This window comes from Streptomyces sp. NBC_01520 (assembly GCF_045040375.1).
GTDB lineage: Bacteria > Actinomycetota > Actinomycetes > Streptomycetales > Streptomycetaceae > Streptomyces.
The window spans coordinates 1,730,232-1,743,935 of sequence record NZ_CP109404.1 but is presented as its reverse complement, the minus strand read 5'-3'; the positions used below and the strand labels follow the sequence as shown (position 1 = coordinate 1,743,935).

Below are 13,704 nucleotides of genomic sequence, written 5' to 3'. Positions count from 1 at the left end.
ATCGTCCGCACCACTGAACTACGCTCGAATGGTCCCGACCGGAGTTCCGGCGGGCAACCGCGTGGAGTGAAGTGGAGCGTGGCCCGTGACCGATCAGGCGGTGGACACCAGCGGCCCGGTTGGAGCGGCGGGGGCGTCGGGAGCCGAGCGGTCATCCGGTGCCACCCCAACCCAGTTCTTCGGCCGCGAACGCGAGTTGAAGGACCTTCAGGCGGACATCGAGAGAGCCGGACTGGACACGCTGGCCGGCCGCAAGGCCGCCCGTGCCCGGGTCCTGCTGATCGCCGGACGGCCCGGATCCGGGCGCACCGCACTGGCCGCCGAACTGGCGTGCAGGCTCGCGGAACCGGGCGACTACCCCGACGGGGTGTTCCGGGTCGCGCTCACCGATCACAGCGGCGAACGCGTACCCGCCGAGCACACCGCGCGCGAACTCCTGGACCTGCTCTCCGTTTCCGCCCCGCCCGGCGCGGACGAGGACGAACTCTCCGAGATGGTCCGCGAGGCGTTCGCCGTACGCCGGGCGCTGATCCTGCTCGACGATGCCGTGGACGCCGAACAGGTCGACCCGCTGCTGCCGGACAACCCGGACTGTCTGGTCGTCGCCACCTCCACCGGCCCGCTCACCGGAATCCCCGGCGTCCGTCCGTGCACCATCGGCGGCATGGACGCCGGATCGGCCGTCCAGCTGCTCGCCCGCACCATCGGGCAGGTCAGGATCACCGTCGATCCACGGACCGCCGAGGCGCTGACCGAGGAGTGCGCCGGACAGCCCGCCGCCCTGGTGCTGGTCGCCGGGTGGCTCGCCGCCCGCCCCGGCGCCTCGGTGGCCGACGTCACCAAGCAGCTGCGCGAGCTGCCGGACGACGCCGAACAGCCCACCGGGGCCCGCCCGCTGGCGCGCGCCTTCCGGCTGGTCCACGAGTCCCTGCCGCAGTCCGCCGCCCGGATACTGCGCCTGCTCGCGCTCGCCCCCGCCGGACTGGCCGACGCCCACACCGCCTCCGCGCTCGCCGGGTGCTCCGTCTCGGCGGCCCAGACGACCCTGGACGACTTCGTCCGGTTCGGACTGCTGCGGTCGAACGGCGCGGAGCTGCCCCAGTACGAAGTGCCCGGCTGTCTCGCCCCCCTGCTGCGGGCCCTGCTGGAGGAACGGGACCGGCCGGCCGAGATCCAGCTGGCCCGGGCCAGGATGCTGGAGCGGACCGTACGCCAGCTCCAGTCCTGCCGGGCGGTCACCGACCCGGAGGGCACCCCCGCCCGCCGCAAGCTCGCCGGACTGCCCCGCTCGCTGCGCTTCCCCAGTCCGGAGGCCGCCGCCGAGTGGCTGCGGATCCGGCAGCCCGCCCTGCTGGCCTCGGCCCGGCTCGCGGTCCAGGACGGAGGGCTGGACACCCTGGCCCGCCGGCTGGTCGCCGCTCTCGTCCGTGCCCTCGCCGTGCACCGGGGCACCGAGGACGCCGCCCCCGAGCTGTACGGGCTGCACGGCCTGGTCCTGGACGTGGCCGAGCGCCGCGACCTGCCCCGTGAGAAGGCCGCGGCCCTGCTCAACCTCGCCGATCTGGACGCCAGGACCGGCCGCACCCAGGAGGCGCTGACCCGCTACCGGGCCGCGCTGGACGCCGGACGCGCGGCGCACGATCTCTACGCGACCGGCCGCGCGATGGAATCCGTAGGCGGCGCCTACGCGGAGCTGGGTGACTTCAACAGGGCCTCCGACTGGTACGGCCGGGCCCTCGCGCAACGGCTCACGCAGGGGGAGCGGGCCGACGAGGCGCGGCTCTACGGGCGGCTCGGGGCCGTCCACAGCTACGCGGGACGCTACGGCGAGGCCCTGCGCAACTGGCGGGCGGCCGCGGCCGGGCACCGCAGGCTCGGCGACCTGCCCGCCCAGGCGCGGGCGCTCAGCGAGGCCGCACGGGTCCAGGAGTACGCGGGCCGGCCGCAGGAGTCGCTGCACACCTGCCGCGAGGCGGTCGACCTGGCCCGCCGGGCGGGGGACGTACGCCTGCAGGCGGCCCTCCAGCTCCGGCTCGCGGACACGCTGGACCGGCTCGGGGACCCGGCGGCGGCCGGGCTGCACAGGGCGGCAGCCGACAGATTACTGAGAGACCACGGTGCGGCCTGCGAAATCCGTAGTACTTCGATGAAAACTTAATGCTTTGTAAGGCTGGACAGGGAGAAGCCCTTCATTAATGATGGCTCTGCCGCGTATCCCTGCGGTGTCCCCTTTATGCTGGGTTCATGTGGGTACCTCCCGCCATGCCCGAGCTGCCCCTGCGAGCCAAGGACCGTGATCGACGTGAAGGTCGGCATCCCCCGCGAAGTCAAGAACAACGAGTTCCGAGTGGCGATCACCCCCGCCGGAGTGCACGAACTCGTCCGCCACGGTCACCAGGTGCTCGTCGAGCGGCACGCAGGTGAGGGCTCCTCCATCCCGGACGAGGAATACCTCGCCGCCGGTGCGCGGATCCTGCCCACCGCCGACGAGGTCTGGGCCGCCGCCGACCTGCTGCTCAAGGTCAAGGAGCCGGTTGCCGAGGAGTACCACCGCCTGCGCAAGGGCCAGACGCTCTTCACGTACCTCCACCTCGCCGCCTCCCGTGAGTGCACCGACGCGCTGCTGGCGTCCGGCACCACCGCGATCGCGTACGAGACCGTCGAGACCGCGAACCGCGCGCTGCCGCTGCTCGCCCCGATGTCCGAGGTCGCCGGCCGCCTCGCCCCGCAGGTCGGCGCGTACCACCTGATGCGCTCGGTCGGCGGGCGCGGGGTGCTCCCCGGCGGCGTCCCCGGTACGGGATCGGCCAGGGCCGTCGTCATCGGCGGCGGGGTCTCCGGCTGGAACGCCACGCAGATCGCCGTCGGGCTCGGCTTCCACGTGACGCTGCTCGACCGGGACATCAACAAGCTGCGCGAGGCCGACCGGATCTTCGGCACCCGGGTGCGGACGGTCGTCTCCAACGCGCTCGAACTCGAGAAGGCCGTCGTCGAGGCCGACCTCGTCGTGGGCGCGGTGCTGATCCCCGGCGCGAAGGCGCCGAAACTGGTCACCAACGAGCTGGTCGCCCGGATGAAGCCCGGAAGTGTTCTTGTCGACATCGCGATCGACCAGGGCGGCTGCTTCGAGGACTCGCACCCGACCACGCACGCCGAGCCGACCTTCATGGTCCACAACTCGGTCTTCTACTGCGTCGCGAACATGCCGGGCGCGGTGCCGAACACCTCCACGTACGCCCTCACGAACGCCACGCTGCCCTACATCCTGGAGCTCGCGAACCGCGGCTGGGTCGACGCCCTGCGCCGTGACGCCGCGCTCGCCAGGGGCCTCAACACCCATGACGGCCAGGTGGTTTACCGCGAGGTGGCCGAGGCGCACGGCCTCGATCACGTCGATCCGGCGACGCTCCTCGGCTGAGCGGACGACGCCCGCTGTCAACCCGTTCCGTCAACCTCGCACCTCCGGCCGGACCTTGCTCAGCGGGGTCCGGCCGGACGCGTGCCGGGCTCCCGTAGGTGCCCCGCTCAACTCGCCGGAGACATAACCCCTTACCCTTTTTGCACCCCCGCGAAAGGTGCGTCCAGGGCCTCCCGCACCCTTGACAGAGGGGTGTTCGATTGCCGACACATCGGGCCGGGTCCGGCGGATTGTGTTGCTGCGAACCGGTGACACGCCATAGAGTCGCCAATCGTCGGCATGGTGCCACGCTGACCTATCGATAAGTTTCCTGGTCACATCCAAGGAGGTAAGACGACTTGTGAATGAGTCGACAATTACTCCTGGGGGTGGTCAACCAGGGATGCCCGCACGGGGTCTGAGCCCGATCGGGCTCGAAGCTGTCGGCTCCGTCGCTGTCCGCACCTTCGCCACCCACCAGCACATGACGACAGCCCCCCAGATGATGGACGGCCAACACGTGAACGCCATGGCCGGCAACGAAAGTGGCCGAGACACAGCCCACTTCGCCGACTTCGCCGAGGTGCCCGAGGGGCACTTCTACGACCCCGACGCCGAATACGAGCCCGATCCGGAGTACGCGGCCACGCTCGCGCCCGATGCCGCTCGCCAGCGCCGCGAGCGGATCGGCCCCACCGGACGGCCGCTGCCGTACTTCCCGATTCCCGGTCCGCTGACCGATCACGGCCCCGCGAAGATCATCGCGATGTGCAACCAGAAGGGCGGCGTCGGCAAGACCACGTCGACCATCAACCTGGGTGCCGCGCTCGCCGAGTACGGGCGACGCGTCCTGCTCGTCGACTTCGACCCGCAGGGAGCCCTGTCGGTCGGCCTCGGGGTCAACCCGATGGAGCTCGACCTCACCGTCTACAACCTGCTCATGGAGCGGGGCATGGTGGCCGACGAGGTCCTGCTCAAGACCGCCGTGCCCAACATGGACCTGCTCCCGAGCAACATCGACCTCTCGGCTGCCGAGGTGCAGCTGGTGAGCGAGGTGGCGCGGGAGTCCACGCTGCAGCGTGCCCTCAAGCCGCTGATGGCCGACTACGACTACATCGTGATCGACTGTCAGCCCTCGCTGGGCCTGCTCACCGTGAACGCCCTGACGGCGGCTCACAAGGTGATAGTCCCGCTCGAGTGCGAGTTCTTCGCGCTGCGCGGTGTGGCACTGCTCACCGAGACCATCGAGAAGGTCCAGGAGCGGCTCAACCCGGAACTGGAGCTCGACGGCATCCTCGCGACCATGTACGACTCCCGCACGGTGCACAGCCGAGAGGTGCTCGCGCGCGTCGTCGAAGCCTTCGACGACCACGTCTACCACACCGTCATCGGGCGCACGGTGCGCTTCCCGGAGACCACGGTCGCCGGTGAGCCCATCACCACGTACGCCTCCAACTCGGTCGGTGCCGCCGCCTATCGCCAGCTCGCCAGGGAGGTGCTCGCCCGGTGTCACGCCGAGTGAGTCTGCCGGGGGCCGACGAACTGTTCCGCACCACCGGGGGCATGGGTCTCCAGGGCTCGTCCTCCGCCGACCGGCGACGCAAGGCGAACGGTGAGGCGCGGGTACCCGCGCCCGCCGCGGGGAACGACCCGTCGGCGGACACCGGCGGCCAGGGCGAGAACCCCGGGGGGAGCGGCGGAACGACGGCTGATCGGTCGCGGGAGGAGCATTCGGCGGCGGACTCCGACGGCGGAGGCTCCCGCAGCCGCGCCGACGGACCCCGCGCGCCCCAGCCGCGCAGTGCGCCGCAGGACGCCGCTCCCACCGTCCAGCAGCAGCGCGGACGCGGCGGCGGGCGGGGTGCGAACCGCCGGCCGAGCGGCCGGGAACGCCACGACGAGAAGATCACGGTCTATGTGTCGGCCGAGGAACTGATGGACCTGGAGCACGCCCGGCTCGTGCTGCGCGGTGAGCACGGCCTCGCCGTCGACCGCGGGCGCATCGTCCGGGAGGCGGTCGCCGTGGTGCTCGCCGACCTGGAGTCGCGGGGCGACGCGAGCATCCTCGTACGGAGGCTGCGCGGCCGCTGACCGGCGCGGCGCCGGTAGCCTGCGGGAGGGCCGCCCGGCCCGTCCTGGCGGGCGGCAGCGCCCGTACGTCACTCCGCCGCACCCCTGGACCGCGATGCCGACTGCCGACCACCCCGCCCGCCCGCCCCGCCGTGCGCTCGGCCGCGGACCGGGTGCCCGGACCGGGGCGGGCCCGGGGGAGGCCGCTCCTGGTGGTCCACCCTCCGGGGACCGCCTGCCGGATCCCGTGGACGTGCCCACCGGCGCGGCAGACGCGCCCCAGAGGACCGAGAGGGCCCTGGAAGTCCCGGAGGGTGACCGGGCGGCCCCCGTGCCCGCCGAGGGCGGCACAGGGCCCTCGGCGGCCGTGGGCGAGGACGGTACCGGCCTGGCGGAGCCTGCCGAGGGGGACACCGGTTCGCAGGCGGCAGCCGAGGGTGACACAGGCCCTCCGGCCCCTGCTGGAAATACCGGCTCCCCGGAGGCTGCCGAGGACGGCACCGGCTCCCCGGAGGCCGTCGACGTCAAGCGGTTCACCGTGCGGCTGGTCAACTTCGAGGGGCCGTTCGACCTGCTGCTCCAGCTGATCTCCAAGCACAAGCTCGATGTGACCGAGGTCGCGCTCTCCCGGGTCACCGACGAGTTCATGGCCCACATCCGCGCCATGGGACCCGACTGGGACCTCGACCAGACCACCGAGTTCCTCGTCGTCGCCGCGACCCTGCTCGACCTGAAGGCCGCCCGGCTGCTGCCCACCGCCGAGGTGGAGGACGAGGCGGACCTCGCACTCCTGGAGGCGCGGGACCTGCTCTTCGCACGGCTGCTCCAGTACCGCGCGTACAAGCGGATCGCGGAGATCCTCAGCGACCGGCTGGAGTCCGAGTCGCGCCGCTACCCCCGGACCGTGGGGCTCGAACCCCAGCACGCGGAGCTGCTGCCCGAGGTCGTCATCAGCATCGGCCCGGACGGCTTCGCCCGGCTCGCGGTGAAGGCGATGCAGCCGAGGGCCGAGCCGCAGGTCTACGTCGACCACATCCACGCACCGCTGGTCAGTGTGCGGGAACAGGCCGGGATCGTCGTCGGGCGGCTTCGCGCCGAGGGCGAGCTCAGCTTCCGGGTACTCACCGAGGACGCGGGGGACACCCTCACCGTCGTCGCCCGGTTCCTGGCGCTTCTGGAGCTCTACCGGGAGAAGGCGGTCACTCTCGACCAGGAGGAGGCCCTCGGCGAGCTCCTGGTGCGCTGGGCCGGCGCCGAGGGTGCCGATCCGGTCGTGACGGACGAGTTCGACCAGGAGGAACAGGAGGACGTACGGGAATGACTGCAGACGACGGCGGACGCGACGGCGCGGTCGCCGCGCTCGACCTCAAGCCCGCGCTGGAGGCGGTCCTCATGGTCGTCGACGAGCCCGCCACCGAGGAGCACCTCGCCAAGGTGCTCCAGCGGCCCCGCAGGGCCGTCGCCGACGCCCTGCGGGAGCTCGCCGACGAGTACACCGTTCAGCGCCGGGGCTTCGACCTGCGACTCGTCGCCGGAGGCTGGCGCTTCTACACACGCCCGGAGTACGCGGAGGCCGTCGAGGGCTTCGTCCTGGACGGCCAGCACGCCCGGCTCACCCAGGCCGCGCTGGAGACGCTCGCGGTGGTCGCGTACCGCCAGCCCGTGAGCCGTTCCAGGGTCTCCGCGGTGCGCGGAGTGAACTGCGACGGCGTCATGCGGACCCTCCTGCAGAGGGGTCTCGTCGAGGAGGCGGGCGCGGAACCCGAAACAGGTGCGATCCTGTACAGGACGACGAACTACTTTCTGGAGCGCATGGGCCTGCGAGGCCTGGACGAGCTCCCGGAGCTCGCGCCCTTCCTCCCGGAGGCGGACGCGATCGAGGCTGAGACGCTAGAGGGTGTGCCGTCGTTCGATCCGGACGCACCGGACACCCCGGAAACTCACGCAGACGACAAGACGGAATTTTGATGCGAAGCAGTGGCAGCAACAACGGAAGCGGCAGCGGCAAGAGCGGCGGCAACCGGAACCCCCGGGGCGGCTCGGGCAACCCCCGGGGCGGTTCGGGCGGCTCCGGCGGTTCGGGCGGCCGGCCCAAGGCCACGGGAGGGCGCGACGACCAGCAGGAGCAGCGCCCCCGCCGGCCCCGCCCCGAGGAGCGCCGCTACGACGTGGGCTCCGACAAGCCGGGCGGCGACGGCGGCCCCCGCAAGGGCCGCGGCGCGGCGGCACGCGGTGGGGCCAAGGGCGGCCCCAAGCCCGCACAGAACGTGAGCAAGGGCGGACGCCGGGTGGGTGCCCCGTCCCGCCCCCGTGAGCTCGACGCCAAGATCGAGCAGCGCAACCGCGACCGGTACGCGGACAAGCCCGAGATCCGGACGCCCAAGACGCACCCGGGCGCCGAGCAGGAGGGCGAGCGGCTGCAGAAGATCCTCGCCCGCGCCGGCATGGGCTCGCGCCGCGCGTGCGAGGAGCTCATCGAGCAGGCCAGGGTCGAGGTCAACGGCGAGATCGTTCTCGAACAGGGCAGGCGTGTCGACCCGCAGAAGGACGAGATCAAGGTCGACGGCCTGACCGTCGCGACCCAGTCGCACCTGTTCTTCGCACTGAACAAGCCCGCCGGTGTCGTCTCCACGATGGGCGACCCGGACGGCCGCCAGAACCTCGGCGACTACGTCAACAACCGCGAGACGCGGCTGTTCCACGTCGGCCGGCTCGACACCGAGACCGAGGGCATCATCCTGCTCACCAACCACGGTGAGCTGGCCCACCGCCTGACGCACCCCGGATACGGGGTGAAGAAGATCTACCTGGCAGCCATCCAGGGCCCGCTGCCGCGTGACCTCGGCAAGCGGCTCAAGGACGGCATCCAGCTGGAGGACGGGTACGCCCGTGCCGACCACTTCCGGGTCGTCGAGAACACCGGCAAGAACTACCTGGTCGAGGTGACCCTCCACGAGGGCCGCAAGCACATCGTCCGCCGGATGCTGGCCGAGGCCGGCTTCCCGGTCGAGCGGCTCGTGCGCACGTCCTTCGGACCGATCCCGCTCGGCGACCAGAAGTCGGGCTGGCTGCGCCGGCTGACCAACACCGAGGTCGGCATGCTGATGCGCGAGGTCGGTCTGTAACCCGCACCCCGCACCGAACGGCCCGCGGCCGGTTCCTGGTTCGTCTTTCGAACAGGAAACCGGCCGCGGGCCTTTCGCTGCCACCGTTTCTTCTTTATAGTCAGAGTGACCATTAAAGAGAGAAGGAACGGCGTGACGCTCGCGGACATACTCGACCCCCTGCAACAGCCCCTGTTCACGTTCCTGGACACCCCGGTCAGCTGGACCGAGGTGCTCGGATTCGGCAGCGGGGCGCTGTGCGTCTGGCTCGTGGCCCGCCAGCACCTCGCCAACTGGCCGATCGGCATCGCCAACAACCTGTTCTTCATCCTGCTGTTCGCCCAGTCCGGTCTGTACGCCGACGCCGGCCTGCAGATCGTCTTCATCACCCTCGCCGCGTACGGCTGGTGGACCTGGACCCACGGGGGTGGACCAGGTGCGTCCGTCCTGCCGGTGCGCAGAACCACGCGTACCGAATGGACCTGGCTGCTCGCGGCGGGGGTGGCGGGGACCCTCGGGCTCACTCTGCTGCTGTCCCGGGCCACGGACTCGACCGTGCCGTTCTGGGACGCCCTGACGACCTCGCTGTCCCTCATGGCGACGTACGGGCAGTGCCGCAAGCGGGTCGAGTCCTGGTGGCTGTGGATCGCCGCCGACGTCGTCTACATCCCGCTGTACGCGTACAAGGAGCTCTACCTCACCTCCCTGCTCTACGCCGGCTTCCTCACGCTCTGCCTCATCGGGCTGCGCAACTGGAGCCGCGACCTGGCCGCCGCCCCGGGCCGGGAGCGGGTGCCCGCGTGAAGCGCTACGGACACGGCCTGGTCCTCGGCAAGTTCTACCCGCCGCACGCCGGCCACCACCACCTCGTCCGCACCGCCCAGGACCGCTGCGAGCGGCTCACCGTCCTGGTCTGTGCCGCCTCCGTCGAATCCGTGCCCCTCGCCGACCGGGTCGCCTGGATGCGGGAGGTGCACCCGGCCGTCCGCGTGGTGGGCGCCGTCGACGACATCCCCATGGACCTGAACGACCCGGCGGTCTGGGACGCGCACATGGCCGTGTTCACCGGGGCCGTCCCCGAACAGGTCGACGCCGTCTTCACCTCGGAACCGTACGGCGACGAACTGGCCCGCCGCTTCGGCGCCCGGTCCGTCCTCGTCGATCCCGGCCGCACCGTCTTCCCCGTCTCCGGCACCGCGGTCCGGGCCGACCCGGCCGCCTGCTGGGACTACCTCGAACCGCCCGTACGGGCCGCGCTCACCCGCCGGATCGTCGTCCTCGGTGCCGAGTCCACCGGCACCACGACCCTGGCCCGGGCGCTGGCCGAGCACTACCGGCGGCGCGGCGGCGTCTGGGCACAGACCCGGTACGTCGCCGAATACGGGCGGGAGTTCAGCGAACAGAAACTCGCGGACCTGCGCGGCCGATGGCCCGGCGCACAGTGGGAGGACGTCTCCTTCGGCACGGACGACTTCCCCCTCATCGCCGAGACCCAGAACGCCCGGGAGGAGGCCGCCGCCCGGATCGGCTCCCCGGTGCTCTTCTGCGACACGGACTCCTTCGCCACCACCGTCTGGCACGAGCGGTACATCGGCGGACGCAACCCGCTGGTGGAGCGGACCGCCGACCTGGCCACGCACCACCTCTGGCTGCTCACCGACCACGAGGGCGTCGCCTTCGAGGACGACGGGCTCCGCGACGGCGAGGAGCTGCGGCCCTGGATGACGGACCGATTCCGCGCCGAACTCACCCGTACAGGACGGGAGTTCATCGAGGTCACCGGGCCGCACCCGACACGCCTGGACACGGCGGTCGCCGCGGTCGACGCACTCCTCGCCGCCGGCCCGCGCCTCAGCGACCCCCTCCCGGAGAAGCGATGAGCACCGTCCCCGAGGGGTACGACCCGCACGCCTTCGCCCCCTTCGCCGTCACCGTCGACCTCGCGGTCTTCACCGTCCGGGAAGGCAGGCTCCACGTCCTGCTGGTCGAACGCGGAGAGGACCCCTACAAGGGCCACTGGGCGCTGCCCGGCGGCTTCGTGCTGCCCCGTGAATCCGCGGAGAAGGCGGCACGCCGCGAGCTCGCCGAGGAGACCGGACTCACTCGGAGCACCGTGTGCGCCTTCCACCTCGAACAGCTGCGCACCTACAGCGATCCGGACCGCGACCCCAGGATGCGGGTCGTCTCCGTCGCGTACGCCGCACTCGTCCCGGACCTGCCCGAACCGCGGGGCGGCGGGGACGCGGCGCGCGCGCAGTGGTGGGACGCGGGCGGCACCGGGCCGCTCGCCTTCGACCACGACCGCATCCTGGCCGACGCGCACGACCGGATCGGCGCCAGGCTCGAGTACTCCTGCCTGGCGACGGCCTTCTGCCCCGCCGAGTTCACGCTCGGGGAGCTCCAGCAGGTCTACGAGACCGTCTGGGGCGTCGAGCTCGACCGGCCCAACTTCCGGCGCAAGGTCCTGACCACGCCCGGCTTCGTCCAGGCTGTCGACGGGCCGCCGCGCCGCACCGGCGGACGGGGGAAACCCGCCGCCCTGTACCGGGCGGGCGCCGCCACCTCCCTGCACCCTCCACTCCTGCGCCCGGAAGGACGCCCCGAAGGACGGACATCATGATCCCGACACGAATACTCACCAAGCAGGCCGCCACAGGCGCGCTCACCGGGCTCGCCCTCGGCGACGCACTGGGCTTCCCGACCGAGTTCAACAACGTGCCGTCCATCCTCGCGAAGTGCGGGCCCTGGCGGCAGATGGCCCTCCCGAAGCCGGCGATCGTCACCGACGACACCCAGATGACGCTCGCCCTGGGACGCGGCATACGCACCGCCATGGACCGCGGACTGCTCACCCCGCCGCGGCTGGTGCGCCCCGTCCGCGAGGAGTTCGTCGACTGGTACCACTCGCCGGACAACAACCGCGCGCCCGGCCGCACCTGCATGACGGCCTGCCGCCTGCTGGACGGCGAACGGCCCTGGCAGGAGGCCAGCCAGACCGGCTCCAAGGGCTGCGGCGCCAACATGCGGGTGGCGCCGGTCGGGCTCGTACCCGGCCTCAGCGAGGAGCAGCGCTCCGGCGCCGCACAGCTCCAGGCCGCCCTCACCCACGGCCACCCCACCGCCCTGGCGGCCTCGGACCTGATGGCCCGCGCGGTGTTCCTGCTGGCCCAGGGGGCCGAACCCCTCGGGCTGGTCGGACAGTTGCGCAGCTACGCCTACGAGAACAGCGGCCGCTACCTGGAGCGCTGGCTCGGCGACCTCTGGCGGTACGCGGGCGACGCCTCGCCCGAGGCGTACATCCGGCGTGGCTGGGACGAGTGCCTGGCCGCACTGGGCAGGCTGCAGGACGCCCTGCGCGACCCGTCCCCGGAGACCGACCCCTGCGAGACCACCGGCGACGGCTGGATCGCCGAGGAGGCCCTCGCCACGGCCCTGCACTGCTTCCTCCTCTTCCCGGAGGAACCGGTCACCGCGCTGCGCCGGGCCGCCTGCACCCGGGGCGACTCCGACTCGATCGGCTGCCTGACGGGGGCACTGGCCGGGGCACATCTCGGGGCGGGCGCCTGGCCCAAGGAGTGGTCGGAACGCATCGAGTACCGGAGCGACCTGCTGTCGCTCGGCGCGCTCTGGGACGCGTGACCCATGCGCCTCGACACGACGCCCCTCCTGCGGGCCGGGCTGCCGGTCACCGACCTCGCCCCGGTCCTCGCACAGGAGCCGGGCCCGCTCCTGTTCGCCACGGTCTCCGGCGCGCATCTGTACGGCTTTCCCTCGCGTGACTCGGACGTGGACCTGCGGGGGGTCCATGTCCTTCCCGCGGAGGATCTCGTCGGACTGCGCCACCCGGAGGAGACACGCACGCGCATGTGGGACCGCGACGGGGTCGAGAGGGACCTCGTCACCCACGACCTCCGCAAGTTCGGCCGCCTCATGCTGAATCCAACGGCTATGTACTGGAGTAACTGCTGTCCCCGCTGGTCGTGCACACGACCCCGCTCCACGCGGAACTGACCGCACCGGCGCCGGCCGTCCCGACCCGCAACCACGCCCACCACTACCGGGGGTTCGCAGGTACCCGGTGGCGGCTGTTCGAGAGGACGGGCGAACTGAAACCGCTCCTCTACACCTTCCGGGCCCTGCTCACCGGCATCCACCTGATGCGCGGAGGCGAGCTGGTGGCGCACCTGCCGACGCTGCTCGGAGAGGTGACGGCGCCGGCGTACCTGCCGTCCCTGATCGAGGCCAGGACGGAGGCCGAGCACGGCGGCGCCCACACCGTGGACGGTGCGGTGGCGGCGAGGGACGTCGTGGCGCCGCACACCGTCCTCGACGAGGCCCAGGCCGGATCGTCGCTGCCGGACGCCGCGTCGGGCTTCGACGCGCTGCACGATCTGGTGGTCCGCGCCCGGCTCGGCCAGTCGGTCATCGCGGACGCCCTTTGGGTCCGGACCAGGAACGCCTCCACGCGTTCCCGGTCCGGCTCCGGCGGGAGCGGTGAACGGCCGGCCGCCTCGTCGTTCTCCCCGGCCAGGCGCGTCATCCGCCGCTCCGCCTCGGACCACGGGATCTCGCCCCGCTGCACCGCGAGGAGTTCGTCCCGCGCGTCACCGACCTCGATGACCAGCTCGCCCGTCCGCAACAGGTCCCGGCAGCCCGCCAGCAGCCGCAGCAGGTGCATGGCGTGCTTCCAGCGCGGGGCGCCGTACCGCCGGATGTCCGTCTCCAGCTTCCTGCGCCGGCCCAGCGCGTAGCGGACGAACGTCTCGTGGGCCCGGCGCGACAGGAACACCCCGCGCAGACCGAGGAGTTCCCGGCCGGTGTCGTCGATGCGCTCCACGAGCGGCGAGTGCAGGCACTCCAGCACGTGGGGGTTGGCCCGGAGGGCCAGCTCGCAGGAGCGCTCCAGCTCCCAGGAGAACTGCTCCTCGGCGGGTCCGTCGATAGGGGTGGGGGGCTTGGTGAAGCGCCAGAACAGCGAAGCCGGCGCGAGGAAGACCCCGCGCCGGTCCGTGTCGCTGCCGTCGGTGGCCAGCCCGAACGCGCGGGAACCCATCACGCACGAGTAGACCGTGTGATCGCGCACGAGGGCCCCGGCCTCAGGGGTGATCATGCGTGCGAGGCTACGCGGGCCCG

11 protein-coding genes and 2 pseudogenes are annotated in these 13,704 nt (G+C 72.0%); 12 read left to right on the top strand and 1 reads right to left on the bottom strand.

Annotated elements, in window-relative coordinates:
- Nucleotides 1-85 precede the first annotated feature (85 nt).
- From OG524_RS07915 to OG524_RS07860, 12 genes and pseudogenes are all read left to right on the top strand, one after another.
- Entirely contained in the window at nucleotides 86-2,158 is a 2,073-nt protein-coding gene (locus OG524_RS07915; RefSeq protein WP_405809607.1) for a tetratricopeptide repeat protein, read from the top strand.
- A 144-nt stretch (nucleotides 2,159-2,302) separates the two neighbouring features.
- Nucleotides 2,303-3,418, top strand: a complete 1,116-nt coding sequence (gene ald, locus OG524_RS07910) for an alanine dehydrogenase (protein WP_405393277.1) — start codon at nucleotides 2,303-2,305, stop codon at nucleotides 3,416-3,418.
- Between the two features lie 382 nt (nucleotides 3,419-3,800).
- Nucleotides 3,801-4,919: a ParA family protein gene (locus OG524_RS07905; protein ID WP_405391658.1), complete on the top strand. Its 1,119-nt coding sequence runs from the start codon at nucleotides 3,801-3,803 to the stop codon at nucleotides 4,917-4,919.
- Complete coding sequence (locus OG524_RS07900) at nucleotides 4,916-5,488, top strand: hypothetical protein (RefSeq protein ID WP_405812441.1); 573 nt, start codon at nucleotides 4,916-4,918, stop codon at nucleotides 5,486-5,488. Before OG524_RS07905 ends, OG524_RS07900 begins: the two co-directional genes overlap by 4 nt.
- Nucleotides 5,489-5,582: 94 nt before the next feature.
- Entirely contained in the window at nucleotides 5,583-6,788 is a 1,206-nt protein-coding gene (locus OG524_RS07895) for a segregation/condensation protein A (RefSeq protein ID WP_405809605.1), read from the top strand.
- Nucleotides 6,785-7,435: an SMC-Scp complex subunit ScpB gene (gene scpB, locus OG524_RS07890; protein WP_405391660.1), complete on the top strand. Its 651-nt coding sequence runs from the start codon at nucleotides 6,785-6,787 to the stop codon at nucleotides 7,433-7,435. The genes OG524_RS07895 and scpB overlap by 4 nt, the downstream gene beginning before the upstream one ends.
- A complete protein-coding gene (locus OG524_RS07885; RefSeq protein WP_405391661.1) occupies nucleotides 7,435-8,592 on the top strand; it encodes a pseudouridine synthase in 1,158 nt (385 codons plus the stop codon). The genes scpB and OG524_RS07885 overlap by 1 nt, the downstream gene beginning before the upstream one ends.
- A gap of 132 nt (nucleotides 8,593-8,724) precedes the next feature.
- Nucleotides 8,725-9,375, top strand: coding sequence for a nicotinamide riboside transporter PnuC (gene pnuC / locus OG524_RS07880; protein WP_405391662.1), 651 nt, complete (start codon nucleotides 8,725-8,727; stop codon nucleotides 9,373-9,375).
- Nucleotides 9,372-10,451: an AAA family ATPase gene (locus tag OG524_RS07875; protein WP_405391663.1), complete on the top strand. Its 1,080-nt coding sequence runs from the start codon at nucleotides 9,372-9,374 to the stop codon at nucleotides 10,449-10,451. The genes pnuC and OG524_RS07875 overlap by 4 nt, the downstream gene beginning before the upstream one ends.
- Nucleotides 10,448-11,191, top strand: coding sequence for an NUDIX hydrolase (locus tag OG524_RS07870; RefSeq protein WP_405809602.1), 744 nt, complete (start codon nucleotides 10,448-10,450; stop codon nucleotides 11,189-11,191). Before OG524_RS07875 ends, OG524_RS07870 begins: the two co-directional genes overlap by 4 nt.
- Complete coding sequence (locus tag OG524_RS07865; RefSeq protein WP_405391665.1) at nucleotides 11,188-12,210, top strand: ADP-ribosylglycohydrolase family protein; 1,023 nt, start codon at nucleotides 11,188-11,190, stop codon at nucleotides 12,208-12,210. Before OG524_RS07870 ends, OG524_RS07865 begins: the two co-directional genes overlap by 4 nt.
- A 3-nt stretch (nucleotides 12,211-12,213) precedes the next feature.
- A pseudogene (locus OG524_RS07860) lies at nucleotides 12,214-12,983 on the top strand (DNA polymerase beta superfamily protein); the annotation flags it as partial.
- A gap of 14 nt (nucleotides 12,984-12,997) precedes the next feature.
- Here the strand turns inward: OG524_RS07860 and OG524_RS07855 are convergent.
- Nucleotides 12,998-13,681, bottom strand: a pseudogene (locus OG524_RS07855) (DNA polymerase beta superfamily protein); the annotation flags it as partial.
- Between the last annotated feature and the right edge of the window lie 23 nt (nucleotides 13,682-13,704).

What these genes read in the sequence shown, in the direction of transcription:
- OG524_RS07905 (WP_405391658.1), top strand. Translation starts at nt 3,801, where the DNA reads ATGCCCGCACGGGGTCTGAGCCCGATCGGGCTCGAAGCTGTCGGCTCC.
- OG524_RS07895 (WP_405809605.1), top strand. Translation starts at nt 5,583, where the DNA reads ATGCCGACTGCCGACCACCCCGCCCGCCCGCCCCGCCGTGCGCTCGGC.
- scpB (WP_405391660.1), top strand. Translation starts at nt 6,785, where the DNA reads ATGACTGCAGACGACGGCGGACGCGACGGCGCGGTCGCCGCGCTCGAC.
- OG524_RS07885 (WP_405391661.1), top strand. Translation starts at nt 7,435, where the DNA reads ATGCGAAGCAGTGGCAGCAACAACGGAAGCGGCAGCGGCAAGAGCGGC.
- OG524_RS07870 (WP_405809602.1), top strand. Translation starts at nt 10,448, where the DNA reads ATGAGCACCGTCCCCGAGGGGTACGACCCGCACGCCTTCGCCCCCTTC.
- OG524_RS07865 (WP_405391665.1), top strand. Translation starts at nt 11,188, where the DNA reads ATGATCCCGACACGAATACTCACCAAGCAGGCCGCCACAGGCGCGCTC.